Annotated in this window: 12 protein-coding genes and 1 pseudogene; 3 read left to right on the top strand and 10 right to left on the bottom strand. The window is 66.7% G+C overall.

Translation table 11 applies throughout. The features are described 5' to 3' along the window. The first annotated feature begins 22 nt into the window (after positions 1-22). A pseudogene (locus AC1DS3_RS27100) lies at positions 23-1,337 on the top strand (M81 family metallopeptidase). Between the two features lie 105 nt (positions 1,338-1,442). On the opposite strand, the gene AC1DS3_RS27095 reads toward AC1DS3_RS27100, so the two are convergent. The 5 genes from AC1DS3_RS27095 to AC1DS3_RS27075 form a co-directional block, all read right to left on the bottom strand. Beyond that, positions 1,443-1,763, bottom strand: a complete 321-nt coding sequence (locus AC1DS3_RS27095; RefSeq protein ID WP_441631338.1) for a high-potential iron-sulfur protein — start codon at positions 1,761-1,763, stop codon at positions 1,443-1,445. Positions 1,764-2,136: 373 nt separating this feature from the next. Further along, positions 2,137-2,508 carry an RcnB family protein gene (locus AC1DS3_RS27090; RefSeq protein ID WP_441631336.1) on the bottom strand — a complete coding sequence of 124 codons (372 nt, stop codon included), beginning with the start codon at positions 2,506-2,508 and terminating at the stop codon, positions 2,137-2,139. Positions 2,509-2,881: 373 nt separating this feature from the next. Beyond that, positions 2,882-4,078 (bottom strand): methyl-accepting chemotaxis protein, encoded by a 1,197-nt coding sequence (locus AC1DS3_RS27085; RefSeq protein ID WP_441631334.1) that lies wholly within the window; start codon positions 4,076-4,078, stop codon positions 2,882-2,884. 119 nt (positions 4,079-4,197) lie between these two features. Beyond that, positions 4,198-4,926, bottom strand: coding sequence for a FadR/GntR family transcriptional regulator (locus AC1DS3_RS27080; RefSeq protein WP_477128325.1), 729 nt, complete (start codon positions 4,924-4,926; stop codon positions 4,198-4,200). A 132-nt stretch (positions 4,927-5,058) separates the two neighbouring features. After that, the gene (locus tag AC1DS3_RS27075) at positions 5,059-6,387 is read right to left on the bottom strand and encodes an MFS transporter (RefSeq protein ID WP_477128324.1); all 1,329 of its coding nucleotides are present in this window, start codon (positions 6,385-6,387) and stop codon (positions 5,059-5,061) included. A 245-nt stretch (positions 6,388-6,632) separates the two neighbouring features. Between AC1DS3_RS27075 and AC1DS3_RS27070 the strand changes: the two genes are divergently transcribed. After that, on the top strand, positions 6,633-7,175 hold the full coding sequence (locus AC1DS3_RS27070) for an ureidoglycolate lyase (protein ID WP_477128323.1): 543 nt from the start codon (positions 6,633-6,635) through the stop codon (positions 7,173-7,175). Positions 7,176-7,287: 112 nt separating this feature from the next. Here AC1DS3_RS27070 and AC1DS3_RS27065 read toward each other — a convergent pair whose 3' ends face one another. From AC1DS3_RS27065 to AC1DS3_RS27055, 3 genes are all read right to left on the bottom strand, one after another. Further along, entirely contained in the window at positions 7,288-8,244 is a 957-nt protein-coding gene (locus AC1DS3_RS27065) for a Bug family tripartite tricarboxylate transporter substrate binding protein (RefSeq protein WP_477128322.1), read from the bottom strand. A 97-nt stretch (positions 8,245-8,341) separates the two neighbouring features. Then, positions 8,342-9,175, bottom strand: a complete 834-nt coding sequence (locus tag AC1DS3_RS27060; RefSeq protein ID WP_441631326.1) for a phosphate/phosphite/phosphonate ABC transporter substrate-binding protein — start codon at positions 9,173-9,175, stop codon at positions 8,342-8,344. Beyond that, complete coding sequence (locus tag AC1DS3_RS27055; RefSeq protein WP_477128321.1) at positions 9,172-10,173, bottom strand: ornithine cyclodeaminase family protein; 1,002 nt, start codon at positions 10,171-10,173, stop codon at positions 9,172-9,174. Before AC1DS3_RS27055 ends, AC1DS3_RS27060 begins: the two co-directional genes overlap by 4 nt. Before the next feature lie 230 nt (positions 10,174-10,403). Here AC1DS3_RS27055 and AC1DS3_RS27050 point away from each other — a divergent pair, with 230 nt between their 5' ends. Further along, positions 10,404-11,291 carry a LysR family transcriptional regulator gene (locus tag AC1DS3_RS27050; protein WP_477128320.1) on the top strand — a complete coding sequence of 296 codons (888 nt, stop codon included), beginning with the start codon at positions 10,404-10,406 and terminating at the stop codon, positions 11,289-11,291. 42 nt (positions 11,292-11,333) lie between these two features. Here AC1DS3_RS27050 and AC1DS3_RS27045 read toward each other — a convergent pair whose 3' ends face one another. Both AC1DS3_RS27045 and AC1DS3_RS27040 read right to left on the bottom strand, forming a co-directional pair. Further along, on the bottom strand, positions 11,334-12,440 hold the full coding sequence (locus tag AC1DS3_RS27045) for an extracellular catalytic domain type 1 short-chain-length polyhydroxyalkanoate depolymerase (RefSeq protein WP_441631479.1): 1,107 nt from the start codon (positions 12,438-12,440) through the stop codon (positions 11,334-11,336). Between the two features lie 52 nt (positions 12,441-12,492). Beyond that, a complete protein-coding gene (locus tag AC1DS3_RS27040; protein ID WP_441631477.1) occupies positions 12,493-12,924 on the bottom strand; it encodes a CopG family transcriptional regulator in 432 nt (143 codons plus the stop codon). Between the last annotated feature and the right edge of the window lie 216 nt (positions 12,925-13,140).

The raw sequence follows: 13,140 nt of genomic DNA, 5'->3' as shown, positions 1-13,140 counted from the left end.
ACGCTGACTAGGCTGGCAGATCATGCGCGTTTTTACCGGCTCGCTGGCCACCGAGACCAACACCTTCGCCCCGCTGCCGACCGCGCTCGATGCCTTCGTCGACCGCGGCTACTTTCCCGCAGGCACGCACCCGCCGGAGATGACCATGTTCAGCGGCCCGCTGTGGGCCGCGCGCGAACGCGGCCGCGCGCGCGGCTGGGTGGTGATCGAGGGCATGGCCGCGGGCGCGCAGCCCGGCGGCGTCACCACGCGCCAGGCCTATGAGGTGCTGCGCGATKAGCTGCTCGGCGACCTGCGCCGAGCGCTCCCCGTCGACATGGTGGTGCTGGGCCTGCACGGCGCCATGGTGGCCGATGGCTATGCGGACTGCGAGGGCGACCTGCTCACCCGCGTGCGCGCGCTGGTTGGCCCCGGCGTGGTGATCGGCGCCGAGCTGGACCCACACTGCCACCTGTCGGATGACATGGTGGCGCACGCCGACATCCTGGTGGCCTACAAGGAATATCCGCACACCGATATCCGCGAGCGGGCGCTGGAGCTGGTGGACCTATGCGCGGCGCAGGTGGCGGGACACATCGCCCCCGTAGCGGCGGTGGCCGACTGCGGGATGGTCGTCACCATCCGGACCAACCAGGAGCCGGCACGCAGCTACATCGACCGGCTGATCGCACTGGAAGGACGCGACGGCATCCTCTCGGTCTCCGTGGCACATGGCTTCCCGTGGGGCGACGTGCCCGACATGGGCACCAAGCTGCTGGTGTACGCGGATGGCGATGGCGCTGCCGCGCGCCGGCTCGCGCGGCGCCTGGCCGACGAGCTGATCCGCATGCGCGAGACCCTGACACCCGCTTACCCTGGCCCGGATGCGGCCATCGACCAGGCGCTGGCATTGGCCATGGAGCCGGGCGGCGCGCCCGTGGTCATTGCGGATGCGGCCGACAACCCCGGCGGCGGCGCGGCGGGCGATGCCACGTTCCTGCGAGCCCATCGACCTGGCTTGCACCGTGAAGGCGCTGGTCCCGGACATGATCATGACGGGGCTGTCGGGCGCGCCGGCGGCGGTGGGCAACGCAGCGCTGGTTGTGGCGGATGGCATCGAGATCGTGCTGATCACGCGGCGCGCGCAGGCGCTGGACACCGATGTCTTCACGCAGCTCGGCTGCCGTCTGCCCGAAAAGACACTGATCGTCGTCAAGTCCGCGCAGCACTTCCACACCGCGTTCTCGCGGATTGCGCGCCATGTCATCTATGCGGACGCGCCAGGCTCGGTCTCGCTCGATTTGCGATCCCTGCCCTATCGGCACATTCGCCGGCCCAAGTGGCCGATCGATGCCTGAACCAAAAAGGCGGCGCACGCGCCCAGACGCGCGTGCGCCGCCTTCACGGCATCAAGCCTCCATCAGCCGCCATCAAGCCTTATTCGCGCTTTCTTCGCGCTTTCTTCAAGCTTTCTTCACCCACGCACTGCACCAGCCCTTGGTCGCGACCTGCTTGCCGGCGAACAGCGGGCAGCCGCCGCTTGCATCCGTCGCCTTGCCCTGGAAGAGCTGGCAGTTGCCGCAATGCTGGCTGGCGTCATGCTTCGGATACTTGGCCTTGTCCACCTTGGACGAATCCGCCTTGTAGCCAAGGCCGACCGCCTGCGGGTCCTTTTCATCCACCATCGGGCCGCTTCCCTGCGCCCGGGCCGGCAGGGAAACGCCCAGCGCGCCGGCCGCCGCGATGATCGGAATGCCTTTCAAGAAATGACGACGAGTTGACATCTTTAATCCTCTTTTTTCTGTGGGGGGACAAACCGGACAGGGCCGCGCCTCGTGCAGCCACGCAAGCACTGTCCGTCAATCATCGACGCGCCCATGACGGCGCGCGCCGGATACCAGCCCGGAAGCAGGCCACGCCCCAGCAAGAAACCAAGTGTCAGGCACGTCGATTCAAAGTGCGCGCAGCCGGCACCCGGAGCCGCCATCGTGGGCGGCTCCAGGCTTGTATCCCGATTGAGTTTAGACGACGTCGATTGCGTTGACGTTGCGCGTAGTCATGGAATGTGAGCGATCCATGCCCTGCGCGCGCCCGGAATCCGGCCGCCGGATCGCATGAGGCCGGATCAGGCAGGGCAATCGGGCTGGGCAAAACGTCTTAGCGGCGTCCACCCCGTCCACCCATATCCACAATCGCCCCATTTGGAGCGACCAGGTAGTAGTCCGCGCCGATGCCGACCCAGTGGTGGCCCTTCGATGGCTTCGGCAGTTCGTGCGAGCGCCAGTCATCCACCACATATTGGCGATCGCGGTACTCCGCGGGGAGCCTGTCGCCCTTATGCCACTGGCCCGGCCCGCTACGCGCGTTGTCACGGTCGTCGCCCGCCCGCTCACGGGCATCCCGGGATGGCTGGCCCTGGTACTGGTACTGGTAGCCACGGTCAGGGCCGCGGTCCGGCTGCGCAAAACTCGGGGCCGAGACCAGGAACCCKCCGGCGAGCATCACGCCCAACAGCAGTTTGCTTCTCACGGTTTTCGTCATCAGGCACTCCTTTTTATTAGCCGCTGTAGCCGCGCTGGCCGCGGTGGCCGCGGTGGCCCTTGGCAGGACAACGTCAACAAGGCCAGAAGCACGAGCGTCCACGTGAACGGCTTGTCGCCATGGACTGGCTCGCGGCTTCGATGCCCGGCTTAAGGATAGTGGCTGCGGCGCAGAATGCAGCCGAGAAGCGCCGGATCAGGCGCGCATCGTGTCTGCGCGGAGAAGAATTGAAACGCGGAGGGAGACTGGCAGGAACACGGTGGCGGTAAATGCCCGCCATCCGCGTCAGAATGACAACCCGATTTGACCAGGATGCGGCACGCAAGCCGCGCCCGCATCACAAGCCATGTGCCGCCGGCGATCAGGCGTGCGCGCCCCGCAGCATGCCGGCAAAGCGGTGTTGCCCAGGGGCGTCGTCGCCAGGGGTGGCTTCCAGCTTGAACTCGCCCACCGCGTTCTGCAGCTGGTGCGCCTGTTCCGCCAGGGCAGACGAGGCGGCGGCGGCTTGTTCCACCAGCGCGGCGTTCTGCTGCGTGACCGCATCCATTTGCATCACGGCTTGATTGACCTGCTCGATGCCGCCGCTCTGCTGCGCCGATGCCACCGAAATCTCGCCCAGGATGGTGGTGACCTGGCTGGACGCCGTCACGATCTCGCGCATGGTCTGGCCGGCATGCTCCACCCGCGCGGAGCCGTTGCGCACCTGCTCAACCGAATCGCCGATCAGGCCGCGGATTTCCTTGGCCGCCGCGGCGCTGCGCTGCGCCAGCGTGCGCACCTCGCCGGCCACCACGGCAAAGCCACGCCCTTGCTCGCCCGCGCGCGCGGCTTCCACGGCAGCGTTGAGCGCCAGGATATTGGTCTGGAACGCAATGCCCTCGATCACGTCGATGATGTCGACGACCTTCTTGGAGCTGGCGCTGATCGCCTGCATGGTTTCCACCACCTCGCCCACCACGGTGCCGCCGCGCTGCGCAATATGCGAGGCGTTGGCTGCCAGTTCATTGGCCGCGTGCGCGCGCTCGGTATTCTGCCTGACCATGGCGGTCAGCTCGCCCATGCTCGATGCGGTTTCCTGCAGCGCCGAGGCCTGCTCCTCCGTGCGCTGCGAGAGGTCGGCATTGCCGGCGGCGATCTGCTTGGAGGCGTCGGTGATGGAATCGGTCGATTCCTTGATGCGGGTCACCAGGTCGGTGAGCATGTCCTCCATCTCGCCCATGCCGGCCAGCAAGCGGCCGAACTCGCCCTTGCGCTCGGTCTCGAATTCCTTGCTGAGATCGCCGGAGGCCACGGTCTCGGCGATATAGACGGCCTCGCCTAGCGGCTCGGCGATACTGCGCGCAATGCCGTAGGTAAAGGCGGCACCCACCAGAAGCGCGACAAACCATAGGGTAAACATCAGGGTGCGCGCGCCGTCGATGGCCTGTTGCGCGCCGCCGCCGCTCGCACCAGGCAGGCGGTCCAGCCCGGCCGCGATTGCCGCGGCCATCAAGAGCAAAACCACCGCGAATCCCACGCCAAGGCGCGTACGGGTGGTCAGGTTGGCAAATGACATCATTGCTGCATCTCCCCTTTTATGTGGACTACGCCTGCTTCGTCGCCTGGATAACGGCGATGCGCGCAGAAACTTTAGGAGAAATCCAGGATGCTTCTCACGGCTCCGTCCGCAAGGCCCGCTCAGCCGGGGAGATGGCCCGGCGCCGCCCCGTCGCCCGCGCGGCTGCCCGCGGGGAAATGCACGCCGGCGCGCTGGGCCGCCCGGACGATGTGATCCGACATGGCGCGCTGGGCCAGGCTGGCGTCGCCCGCGGCCAAGGCGTCGATGATGGCGCAATGCTCGGTGTAGGTGGCATGGCGGCTGCCGCGCTGGTAGAACGGCAAGCGCTGGCTTTCCTGCATGACGTCGGTGCTGTTGCGCAGGATATCGGCGATGGCGCGGTTGCCGGCGATCGCGATGATGCRCATATGAAAATCAAAGTCCAGCCGGGCGGCCTGCGTGAAGTCGGACGCGTCGATGCAGCCCCGCATGGCCTCGGTGTTCTCGCGCAGGGCATCGATGTCTTCGGCCAGCAGCGCCGCCGCGGCCAGCCCCACGGTGAAGCCCTCCAGCGCGAAGCGCAGCTGGTAGATATCGGTCAGCGAATGCGATTTGGAAAAACGCCATGGCGGCGTCGTGCCGTCGCCGGCGTCGGCGGCCACGTACACGCCCTTGCCGGGGCGCGAGACCACCAGCCCGAGCCCCTGCAGCGTGGACAACGCCTCACGCAGCGAGGTGCGGCTGATGCCGAGCTGCTCCGACAGGTCGCGCTGCGAGGGCAACAGCGATCCGGCCGGATACTTGCCGCCCTCGATCCACTCGCGGATCAGGTTCGCGGCGTTGGCGGAGATGGCGGTAGCTGTGACCATTGGGTGCGATGAAGTCCTGCGCAGGATCGTGAAAGATGAGCGGCCGGCGCTTGCCGCCGGATCGCCGGCAAATTGTACTCGACGGCCTGCCCGGGGCACGCCCCGGGCAGCGCTGTCGCGTACCTGCCTGGCTTACTTGTTCACCAGCCGCGCCGGCACCGTATAGGTCAGCGCCGCGCCGCAAAGCAGCACGCCAGCCAGCACGAACATGGCCAGGTTGGTGCTCTGCGTCGCGTCCTTGATCAGGCCGATCATGTACGGGCTGACAAAGCCCGCCAGGTTGGCGAACGAGTTGATCATGGCGATGCCGGCAGCGGCGCCCGCGCCGGACAGCAGCGCGGTCGGCAGGCTCCAGAACAACGGCGACGTGGCCAGGCTGCCGCCCGCCGCCAGCGCCAGCGCGGCGAGCGAAAGCACCACGTTGTCGCTGAAGATCGCGCTCAGCGCCAGGCCGGCGGCGCCGCAGCAAAACGGCACGATCAGGTGCCAGCGGCGTTCGCGCATGCGGTCGGAGCTGCGGCTGACCAGGATCATCGAACACACCGCGACGGAAAACGGGATGGCCGTCAGCAGGCCGATATTCAGCGCGCCGCTCACGCCGGCCTGCCGGATCAGGGACGGCAGCCAGAACGTCAGCCCGTACTGGCCCATCACCGTGCAAAAGCAGATGCAGGCCATCTTGATGATGCGGCGGTCCGAGAACAGCTGCCGCATGCTCATGTGCCCGGCTTTGGTGGCGTTCTCGTTGGCGATGTTGCGCTCCAGCAGGTCTTTTTCGCCCTGCGTCAGCCATCGCGCCGAGCGGATGTTGTTGTCCAGGTAGGCCAGCACGGCAACGCCGACCAGCAGCGAAGGCAGCGCTTCGATCAGGAACATCCATTGCCAGCCGCGCAACCCCGCCACGCCCTGCATGGACTCCATGATGAAGCCGGAGAGCGGGCCGCCGAAGATGCCCGACACCGGGATCGCGCACATGAACAGCGCCACCATGCGCGCGCGGCGGTGCGACGGGAACCAGTAGGTCAGGTACAGGATCATGCCGGGGTAAAAGCCCGCCTCGGCCGCGCCAAGCAGGAAGCGCAGCACGTAGAACTGCGTGGTGGTCTGCACAAACACCATCGCCGCCGAAATCACGCTCCACATGATCATGATGCGCGAGATGGTCGCCTTGGCGCCGATGCGGTGCATCAGCACATTGCTCGGCACTTCAAAGAAGAAGTAACCGATGAAGAACAGGCCAGCGCCCAGCCCGTAGGCGGACTCGCTGAACCGCAGGTCGCCAAGCATATGCAGCTTGGCAAACCCCACGTTGACGCGGTCCAGGTAGGCCACGACATAACAGAGCATCAGGAACGGCAGCAGGCGCCACGCAACCTTGCGGTAGACGGCGTTTTCCTGCGCCGCCGCCGCGTGGGCGKCGGCGGGCTCGGGGGCTAGCGATGGGGCGGTGGTCAGGGACACAGCGGTTTCCTCCTCGGGTGGCTCGGCTTGTTATTTCAACTGGTATTACCAGTCTGCTTTCTTAGAGATGGCGAAGGATACGTCCCGGCGTTTGCTTGGGAAAGCGGCGTAAACCCTGTGATATTGGCGCCTTGACGCCAATCATGAGCAACCGGATACTAGCACTACTGGTATTACCAGTTGATCCACAGGGGTTGGACAAGCGCCTTCCCCGGCCACTCCTTACCCACGACAAGAGGAAAAACGTGTCTGCTCCCGACGAGACGGCGATCCAGCCCCCACTGCCATCCCAACCGCCGGTGCGCCTGCAGGTGGAGCCACTGACCGTAGCCGCATTCGCCCCGTTTGGCGATGTCATTGAAAGCGAGGGGCGCGCGCCGATGGTGATCAATGGCGGYATGACGCTGCGCTATGACGACCTTGCCGGCGTCGACGTCGACGCGCAGGGAGGCCGGGCGCTGATCAGCTTCTTCGACGCGCAGCCTTATGCGCTACCGCTCGGGATCCGCGCCATGGAGCGGCACCCGCTGGGCAGCCAGGCCTTCGTGCCCCTGGACGAAGCCGCTTTCCTCGTGGTCGTGGCGCCCGTTGGCGACCAGATCGACGAATCGGCCATCCGCGTGTTTGTCACCAACGGCAGGCAAGGCGTGAACTACAAGCGCGGCGCCTGGCATCACTCGCTGATCGTCACGCAAGGCGCGGCGCGCTTCCTGGTGGTGGACCRCGGCGGCGAGGGCCACAACTGCGACGTCACCGAGCTGCGCGGCAACTACCAGGTAGCGGGGTAAAGGCGCTGTCGCCTGCCGCGAGTGGGGTGCAGGACTGCACCGGCCTGATCCCGCCCCTCGCCCGCTGCCTGCGATTGGCGCAGCGGATCAAACTGGCGGCCTCGCAGCGCCCTCAGTCCACCGTGATCTGGCGCTTGCGAATCACGCCGGCCCAGCGCGCGCTGTCCTGCTCAATCGTGGTGGCCAGTTCCTGCGGCGTGCCGCCGCTGGGATCCATGCCAAGCGTGGCCAGCTTCTCCTTGAGCGCCGGGTTCGCCAGTACTTCAAGCACCTGATGATTGATGCGGGCGATCACCTCCCTGGGCGTGCCTGCCGGCGCCATCAGCGCATACCAGGAGACCGCCTCKAACCTGGGAAAGCCCTGCTCGGCAATGGTGGGCACGTCGGGCATCACCGCCAGGCGTTTCTGGCTGGCCACGCCGAGCGCATGGAGCTTGCCTGCCTTGACGTAGGGCAACGCCGACGAGACCTGCGCGAACATCATGGTCACCTGGCCCCCGACCAGATCGGTCATGGCCGGGCTCACGCCCTTGTAGGGAATGTGGTTGAGCTTGACCTTGGCGTCCAGCTGCAGCAATTCGCCCGCCAGGTGCGCCTGGCTGCCGGCCCCGGGCGAGGCAAAGGTCAGCTCTCCCGGTTTTTGCGCCGCCAGCTTGAGGAGATCCGCGAGGGAGGCGGCGGGAACGCTGGCGCCGACCACCAGCACGTTCTGCGCCGTCGCCAGCATCGTCACCGGCACCAGGTCCTGCGCCTTGTACGGCAGGCTGCGGAACAGCGAAGGATTGACGGCGATATTGCCCACCGGCACCACCGCCAGCGTATAGCCGTCCGGCGCGGCCTTGGCCGCCTGCTCCACGCCGATGGTGCCGGCCGCGCCCGCCTTGTTCTCCACCAATACGCTTTGGCCCCACGCCTTGGACAGCCCCTCGCCCACGACCCTGCCGAGCACGTCGGCGGGCCCGCCCGCGGGGAACGGCACGATCAGCCGCACGGGCTTGGACGGATAGGCCTGGGCGCTGGCCAGCATCGGCAGCCCGGCGGCCAGCAAGGTCATCAGGAAACGCTTCATCGACAATTCTCCACGTCAGTCGGACTATCAGGAAATCACAAAAACGGGCTCCMGGCATGGTCAGGCCGCGCGCAAGCCGCGCTCGCTGCCGTGGCGGTCATGGACGGTGCGCCCTGGCGTCAAAGGTGCCGGTCAGCGCAAAGCCCGCATGGTCGGCTTCGCTGGCGTAGCGCGCCAGCACGTCATAGTCCTGCGCGGCGACGCAAGCAAAGCGCGCCAGCCGCAGTTGCGCGAGCCAGCCCGCGCAAGCCGGGTCGCGATGCAGGTCCAGCAGCACGGCGCGCACGCGCGCCACGGCGGCGTCGCCGGCCTGCGGCGCGGCCACCAGCGGCGGGATCGGAGACGCCGGCGTCACCGCCACGCTGCGCACCTTCGCCATCAGCTCAGGGACATGCATGCGCAGCAGGTCCAGCACATAGCTGTCGACCACGCCAACCTCGGCATCGCCGCCGATCACCGCGTCGATCACCTGGCGTGGCGTGGGGGTTGGCGCCGCCGTTGGCCGGAACAGCGTGGCGGCGCCGGCGGCAGCCTTTGCCATCAGGTAGTGCCGCGGCGCGTTGAAGCCGGAATTCGATTCCGGCAACATGCAAGCCAGCCGGCCACCAAAGGCCGGCTCCAGCGTGGCGAACGCCGCATCGGCGCGCACGATGAACTCGGTGAAGTACTCTGGCCGGTCCCCATAGCGCGGCAGCGATGGCACCGGCGCGGCCAGCAGGCGATGCCGGCTTCCCGCGCTGACAAACGGGAACCCGCACATGAAGACGCAGCCGCAGTCCGGCCGCGCCCACAGCGCGCTGACCGGCGCCGGCGCGGCATGCTCGACATAGGTCCACGCCACGCCGGCCCGCTCGCCCACGTAGGCAAACAGCGCACGCCACGCCTGGGCCACCGGCGCGGCCACCGCATACATGCGCGCGTTGGCGATCATGCGTAGACGAGCTGCTGGCCAATGCCCATGCGCTCGGCCTTCTTCATGATGGCGTGGCCAAGCGCGATATCGCTCAGCGACAGGCCTCGGTGCCAGAACAGGTTGGTCTCGTCGTCGCTCTGGCGGCCCGGCTTGCGGCCCGCGACGATGTCGCCAAGCTCCGCGTGCAGCGTCTGCGCGGACAACTTGCCCGCCTCCACATGCGCGCGCAGCGAGCCGAACATGCCGCCCTTGCACTGCGTCCAGTCGTCCACCACCAGCTTGCTCATGATGTCGGTCAGCGACAGCTCCACCGCGCTCATGGTCCCATACGGCACCACGAACGCGCCCGGCTTGATCCACTCGGTCTTGAGCAGCGGCGTGGGCTTGTCCAGCCGCGACGCCTCGACCACGATGTCGGCGCCCCGCACACACGACTCCCAGTCCGGCGTGACGATGATCTTCTTGCCAAGATCCTTCTCCAGCCGCGCGGCGAACGCATCGCGGCTTTCGGGGCGGCGTGAATGCACCCGGATCTCGTCGAAGTCGAAGAGGCTGTCGAGCAGGCGCACGTTCCAGTACGACGTGCCGCGCGCGCCGATATGGCCAAGCACCTTGCTGTTGCGCCGTGCCAGGTGGCGAGCGCCCAGCGCGGTCACCGCGCCGGTGCGCGCATCGGTGATGAAGGTCGCGTCGATCATCGCCACCGGCATGCCGGTGCGGGGGTMGAACAGGTTGAGCATGGCCATCTCCGACGGCAGGCCCAGCTTGTAGTTGTCGACATAGTCGCCGACGATCTTCACGCCGGCCAGCCCCAGCGGCGCCACATAGCCCCGCAGCACATTGAAGTGGCCATTGAATGCCGGGTCTGGAATCAGGTGCACGCGCGGCTCGATCACCGTCTGCTTGTTGCCTTGCGCCAGCAGGCCCTGCTCGACCGCGTCGAGGATTTCCTTGTCGGTCATGGCGAGCTTCGCAATGTCACGGCCGTTGATGTAAGTCAGATGGATGTCGCTCATGTGTTTTCCTTGTCTCCCGCAGTGGACGTTGGGGCGATGCACCGGCATGCATCAAGATGCCCCGCGATGGGCCATGCATCCCCATCGCGGTGCCGGCGCCGAATGCGCCTGGCGCCGCCTTGGTGCGCGTGGGCAGGCGCGCTGCCAGGACCCAGTGTAGGCAGCAGCATCCTTACTGTCATATGCTTATATATCCGCGCAACTTAACATCAGGTTAATAGGTTGAAATCATGAAAATGAACCTCCGGCAGATCGAAGTGTTCCGTGCCGTGATGCTCACGGGCTCGATCAGCGGTGCGTCCAAGCTCCTGTATGTGTCGCAGCCCGCCATCAGCCGGCTGATGTCGCACACCGAGCAGCGCCTGGGGCTGGAACTGTTCCGCCGCGTGAAGGGCCGCCTGCATCCAACGCCGGAAGCCAGGCGGCTGCTGKGCGAGGTCAATGTGGTGTATGAGGGGATCGAGCGCGTGAACGAGATCGCAGAAGACCTCGCGACCAACCGCACGGGCAGCCTGCGCATTTCATGCAGCCCGAATCTCGGGCAGACGGTGCTGCCCCGCGCCATCGCCTCGTTTCGCGCCGCGCATCCGGCCGTGCGCATCGTCGTGCGCACGCAGATCCCGGGCAACATGCTGCGCGCCCTGCTCTCCGGCCAGGCCGAGCTGGCCGTGTCCAACATGCCGTTGGCGCATCCCAACCTGGAATCCCGGCTGCTGGTGAAGAACCCGATGGTGGCGCTGGTGCCCGCGGGGCACCCTTTGAGCGGGCGCAGCTACGTGCGCCCGGCGGAACTCGCCGGGGAGCCATTGATCGGCTACGGCGCGGATGTGCCGTTCGGCTTGCTGGTGCGGGAAATGTTTGGCAGCGGCTTCGATGACCTCGATATGCGCATCGAAGTGGAGCAGGCGCACGTAGCGCGCGCGCTGGCACAGGCCGGGGCCGGCATCGCGCTGGTCGATGCCATGACGGTGTTCGGGCAGGCGTGGCCCAATATCGTGGCGATTCCGATCCGGACCAAGGTCAATGCCTCGGTCCAGATCTTCAATGTCCAGTCCGAGCCGCTGTCACGGCTGTCGCTGGAGTTTGCGCAGGAACTGGTGGCGCGGATGAAGGCTTGAGGCATGCAGGGGCAATCAGGTCGGCGCACCCGTGCCGCCCGCTTACCTCTTCAGCGGATGCGCCAGGAAAAACCGCACCATCTCCGCGCTGGCATCGGGCCCGCTCGCATCGGTGTACGAGCCGTGCGTACTGCCACCCGCCCACGCGTGCGGCGCGCCATGTAGCAGCCAATACTCGGCGTCAACGCCATCGCGCGACTTCAATTGACGGCGCGTGAAGGCGCGCCCGTTCTGCCTGCTCCGGCGCTGGCTGTCCTGCTCACCGTCATGCTGGAATTCCCGCAGCAGCCGGTCGGCGTTGGACACATGCACCGTTGTATCCGCGTCTCCCTGGAAGACGATCAGCGGCCGCAACGGCGCGGCTTGCGCTTTCGCCATGTGCTGGCCCGCCAGCTGGCCGCCCTGCATCGCGGCCAGCGCCGACGGCAAGTCATGCGCGCTGGCATACGGCAAGCCGGAGTGAATCCCCGCCGCGGCATACAGGTCGGGATAAGCATGCACCATCACGGCGGCCATGGCGCCGCCAGCGGACAAGCCGGCCACGTACACGCGATCGGGATCGACCGGATGGCTGGCCATGACGTCCCGCGTGATGCCCGCGATCAGCGACGGCTCGCCCTGCTCGCGCTGCTGGTCGCCCGGCTTGAACCAGCTCCAGCACCTGGACGGGTTCGCCGTCACGGGCTGGATGGGATAAGCAACCACGAAACCGTGCTGCTTCGCCAGCGCATTCATGCGGGTACCCGCCGCGAAATCGTCGGCGTCCTGCGTGCAGCCGTGCAGCATCACCACCAGCGGCAGGCGCTTGCCCTCGAAGCCGGCGGGCACGTAGACCTTGTAGGCACGCTGGCCGGCGTGTCCGGCATGGCGCCTGGTGGTGAAGTGGCCGGTGTCCTGCACGCCGGGTTGCGGCGCATCCGCAGGGTGCGCGCGGCCTTCGCGCGCTTGCGCAGCACTCTCCTGCGCCTGGCGTGGCAGCAGCGCCTCGACAACTTGCGCAGGCTGGAAGCCGGGATTGGGGACTGCGGGCACTGCGCCGTTGCCGCGCAACGCGCGCGCAATGACCTCGGTGGCTTCCAGCGGCCCCGCGGTGCGCAGCAGCGCCATGGCTTCCTGCATGGAAGCCAGAAATTCTTCGTTCCTCTTCATCATGGTGTCCTTCTATGTGCCTTTGGCGTTGGGCTTTCCGTTGCCTGGCGGCTTAGCGGATGCGGCCGGCCAGCGCGGCCTTGACGGCGGCGGAGGCGTGGAAAGCGCCCAGCACCACGATCGACTCGATCGTGGCCAGGGCAAGCTCGGGCGTGACATCGGATGCGATGCTGGCCAGTCCCAGCACATGGATATCCAGGCGCTGGTGCGCGGCTTGCGCTGCCTCCAGGTCCTGGCGGGAGAAATGCTGCAGGCCGAGCACCAGCGCGCGCCGCGTCACGGTCTCGCTGACGGCCTGCGCGTGGATCGCAAGCTGGTTGCGGATCGCGGTGCGGATCAGGTCGGTGCGGTTTGAGTAAAAGCCTTCCTCGACCAGCAGGTCGATCTGGCCGAGATCGACCGGGCCGAGATTGATCGTGATCTTCTCGGTCTCGCCGCCTTTAGGGCGGGGTTGCGCCACAAGTGCCTTTTGCCGCTCATCCATCGTCATTTACCATCCAAATACCATCCAATGGGATGGTTATAGGATGGAACGGCCTATTATTCAAGTACGATTGCAGATTTTTGCTGCAATCGCACATGGAAGTGCAGCCTACGATATCCGGCGGAATTGCCCGCCCTGGCATGCAAGCCTTTACAGGCGGCCCATGAAATTTTTCGCCGCGCGGCAAGGTGCCGGGGGATCCGCTCTATCCTTGGG

The sequence above is a fragment of the Cupriavidus sp. 01L46 genome, assembly GCF_056399905.1.
The sequence above is the reverse complement of the archived record's forward strand: the minus strand, read 5'-3'. Positions and strand labels throughout refer to the sequence as shown.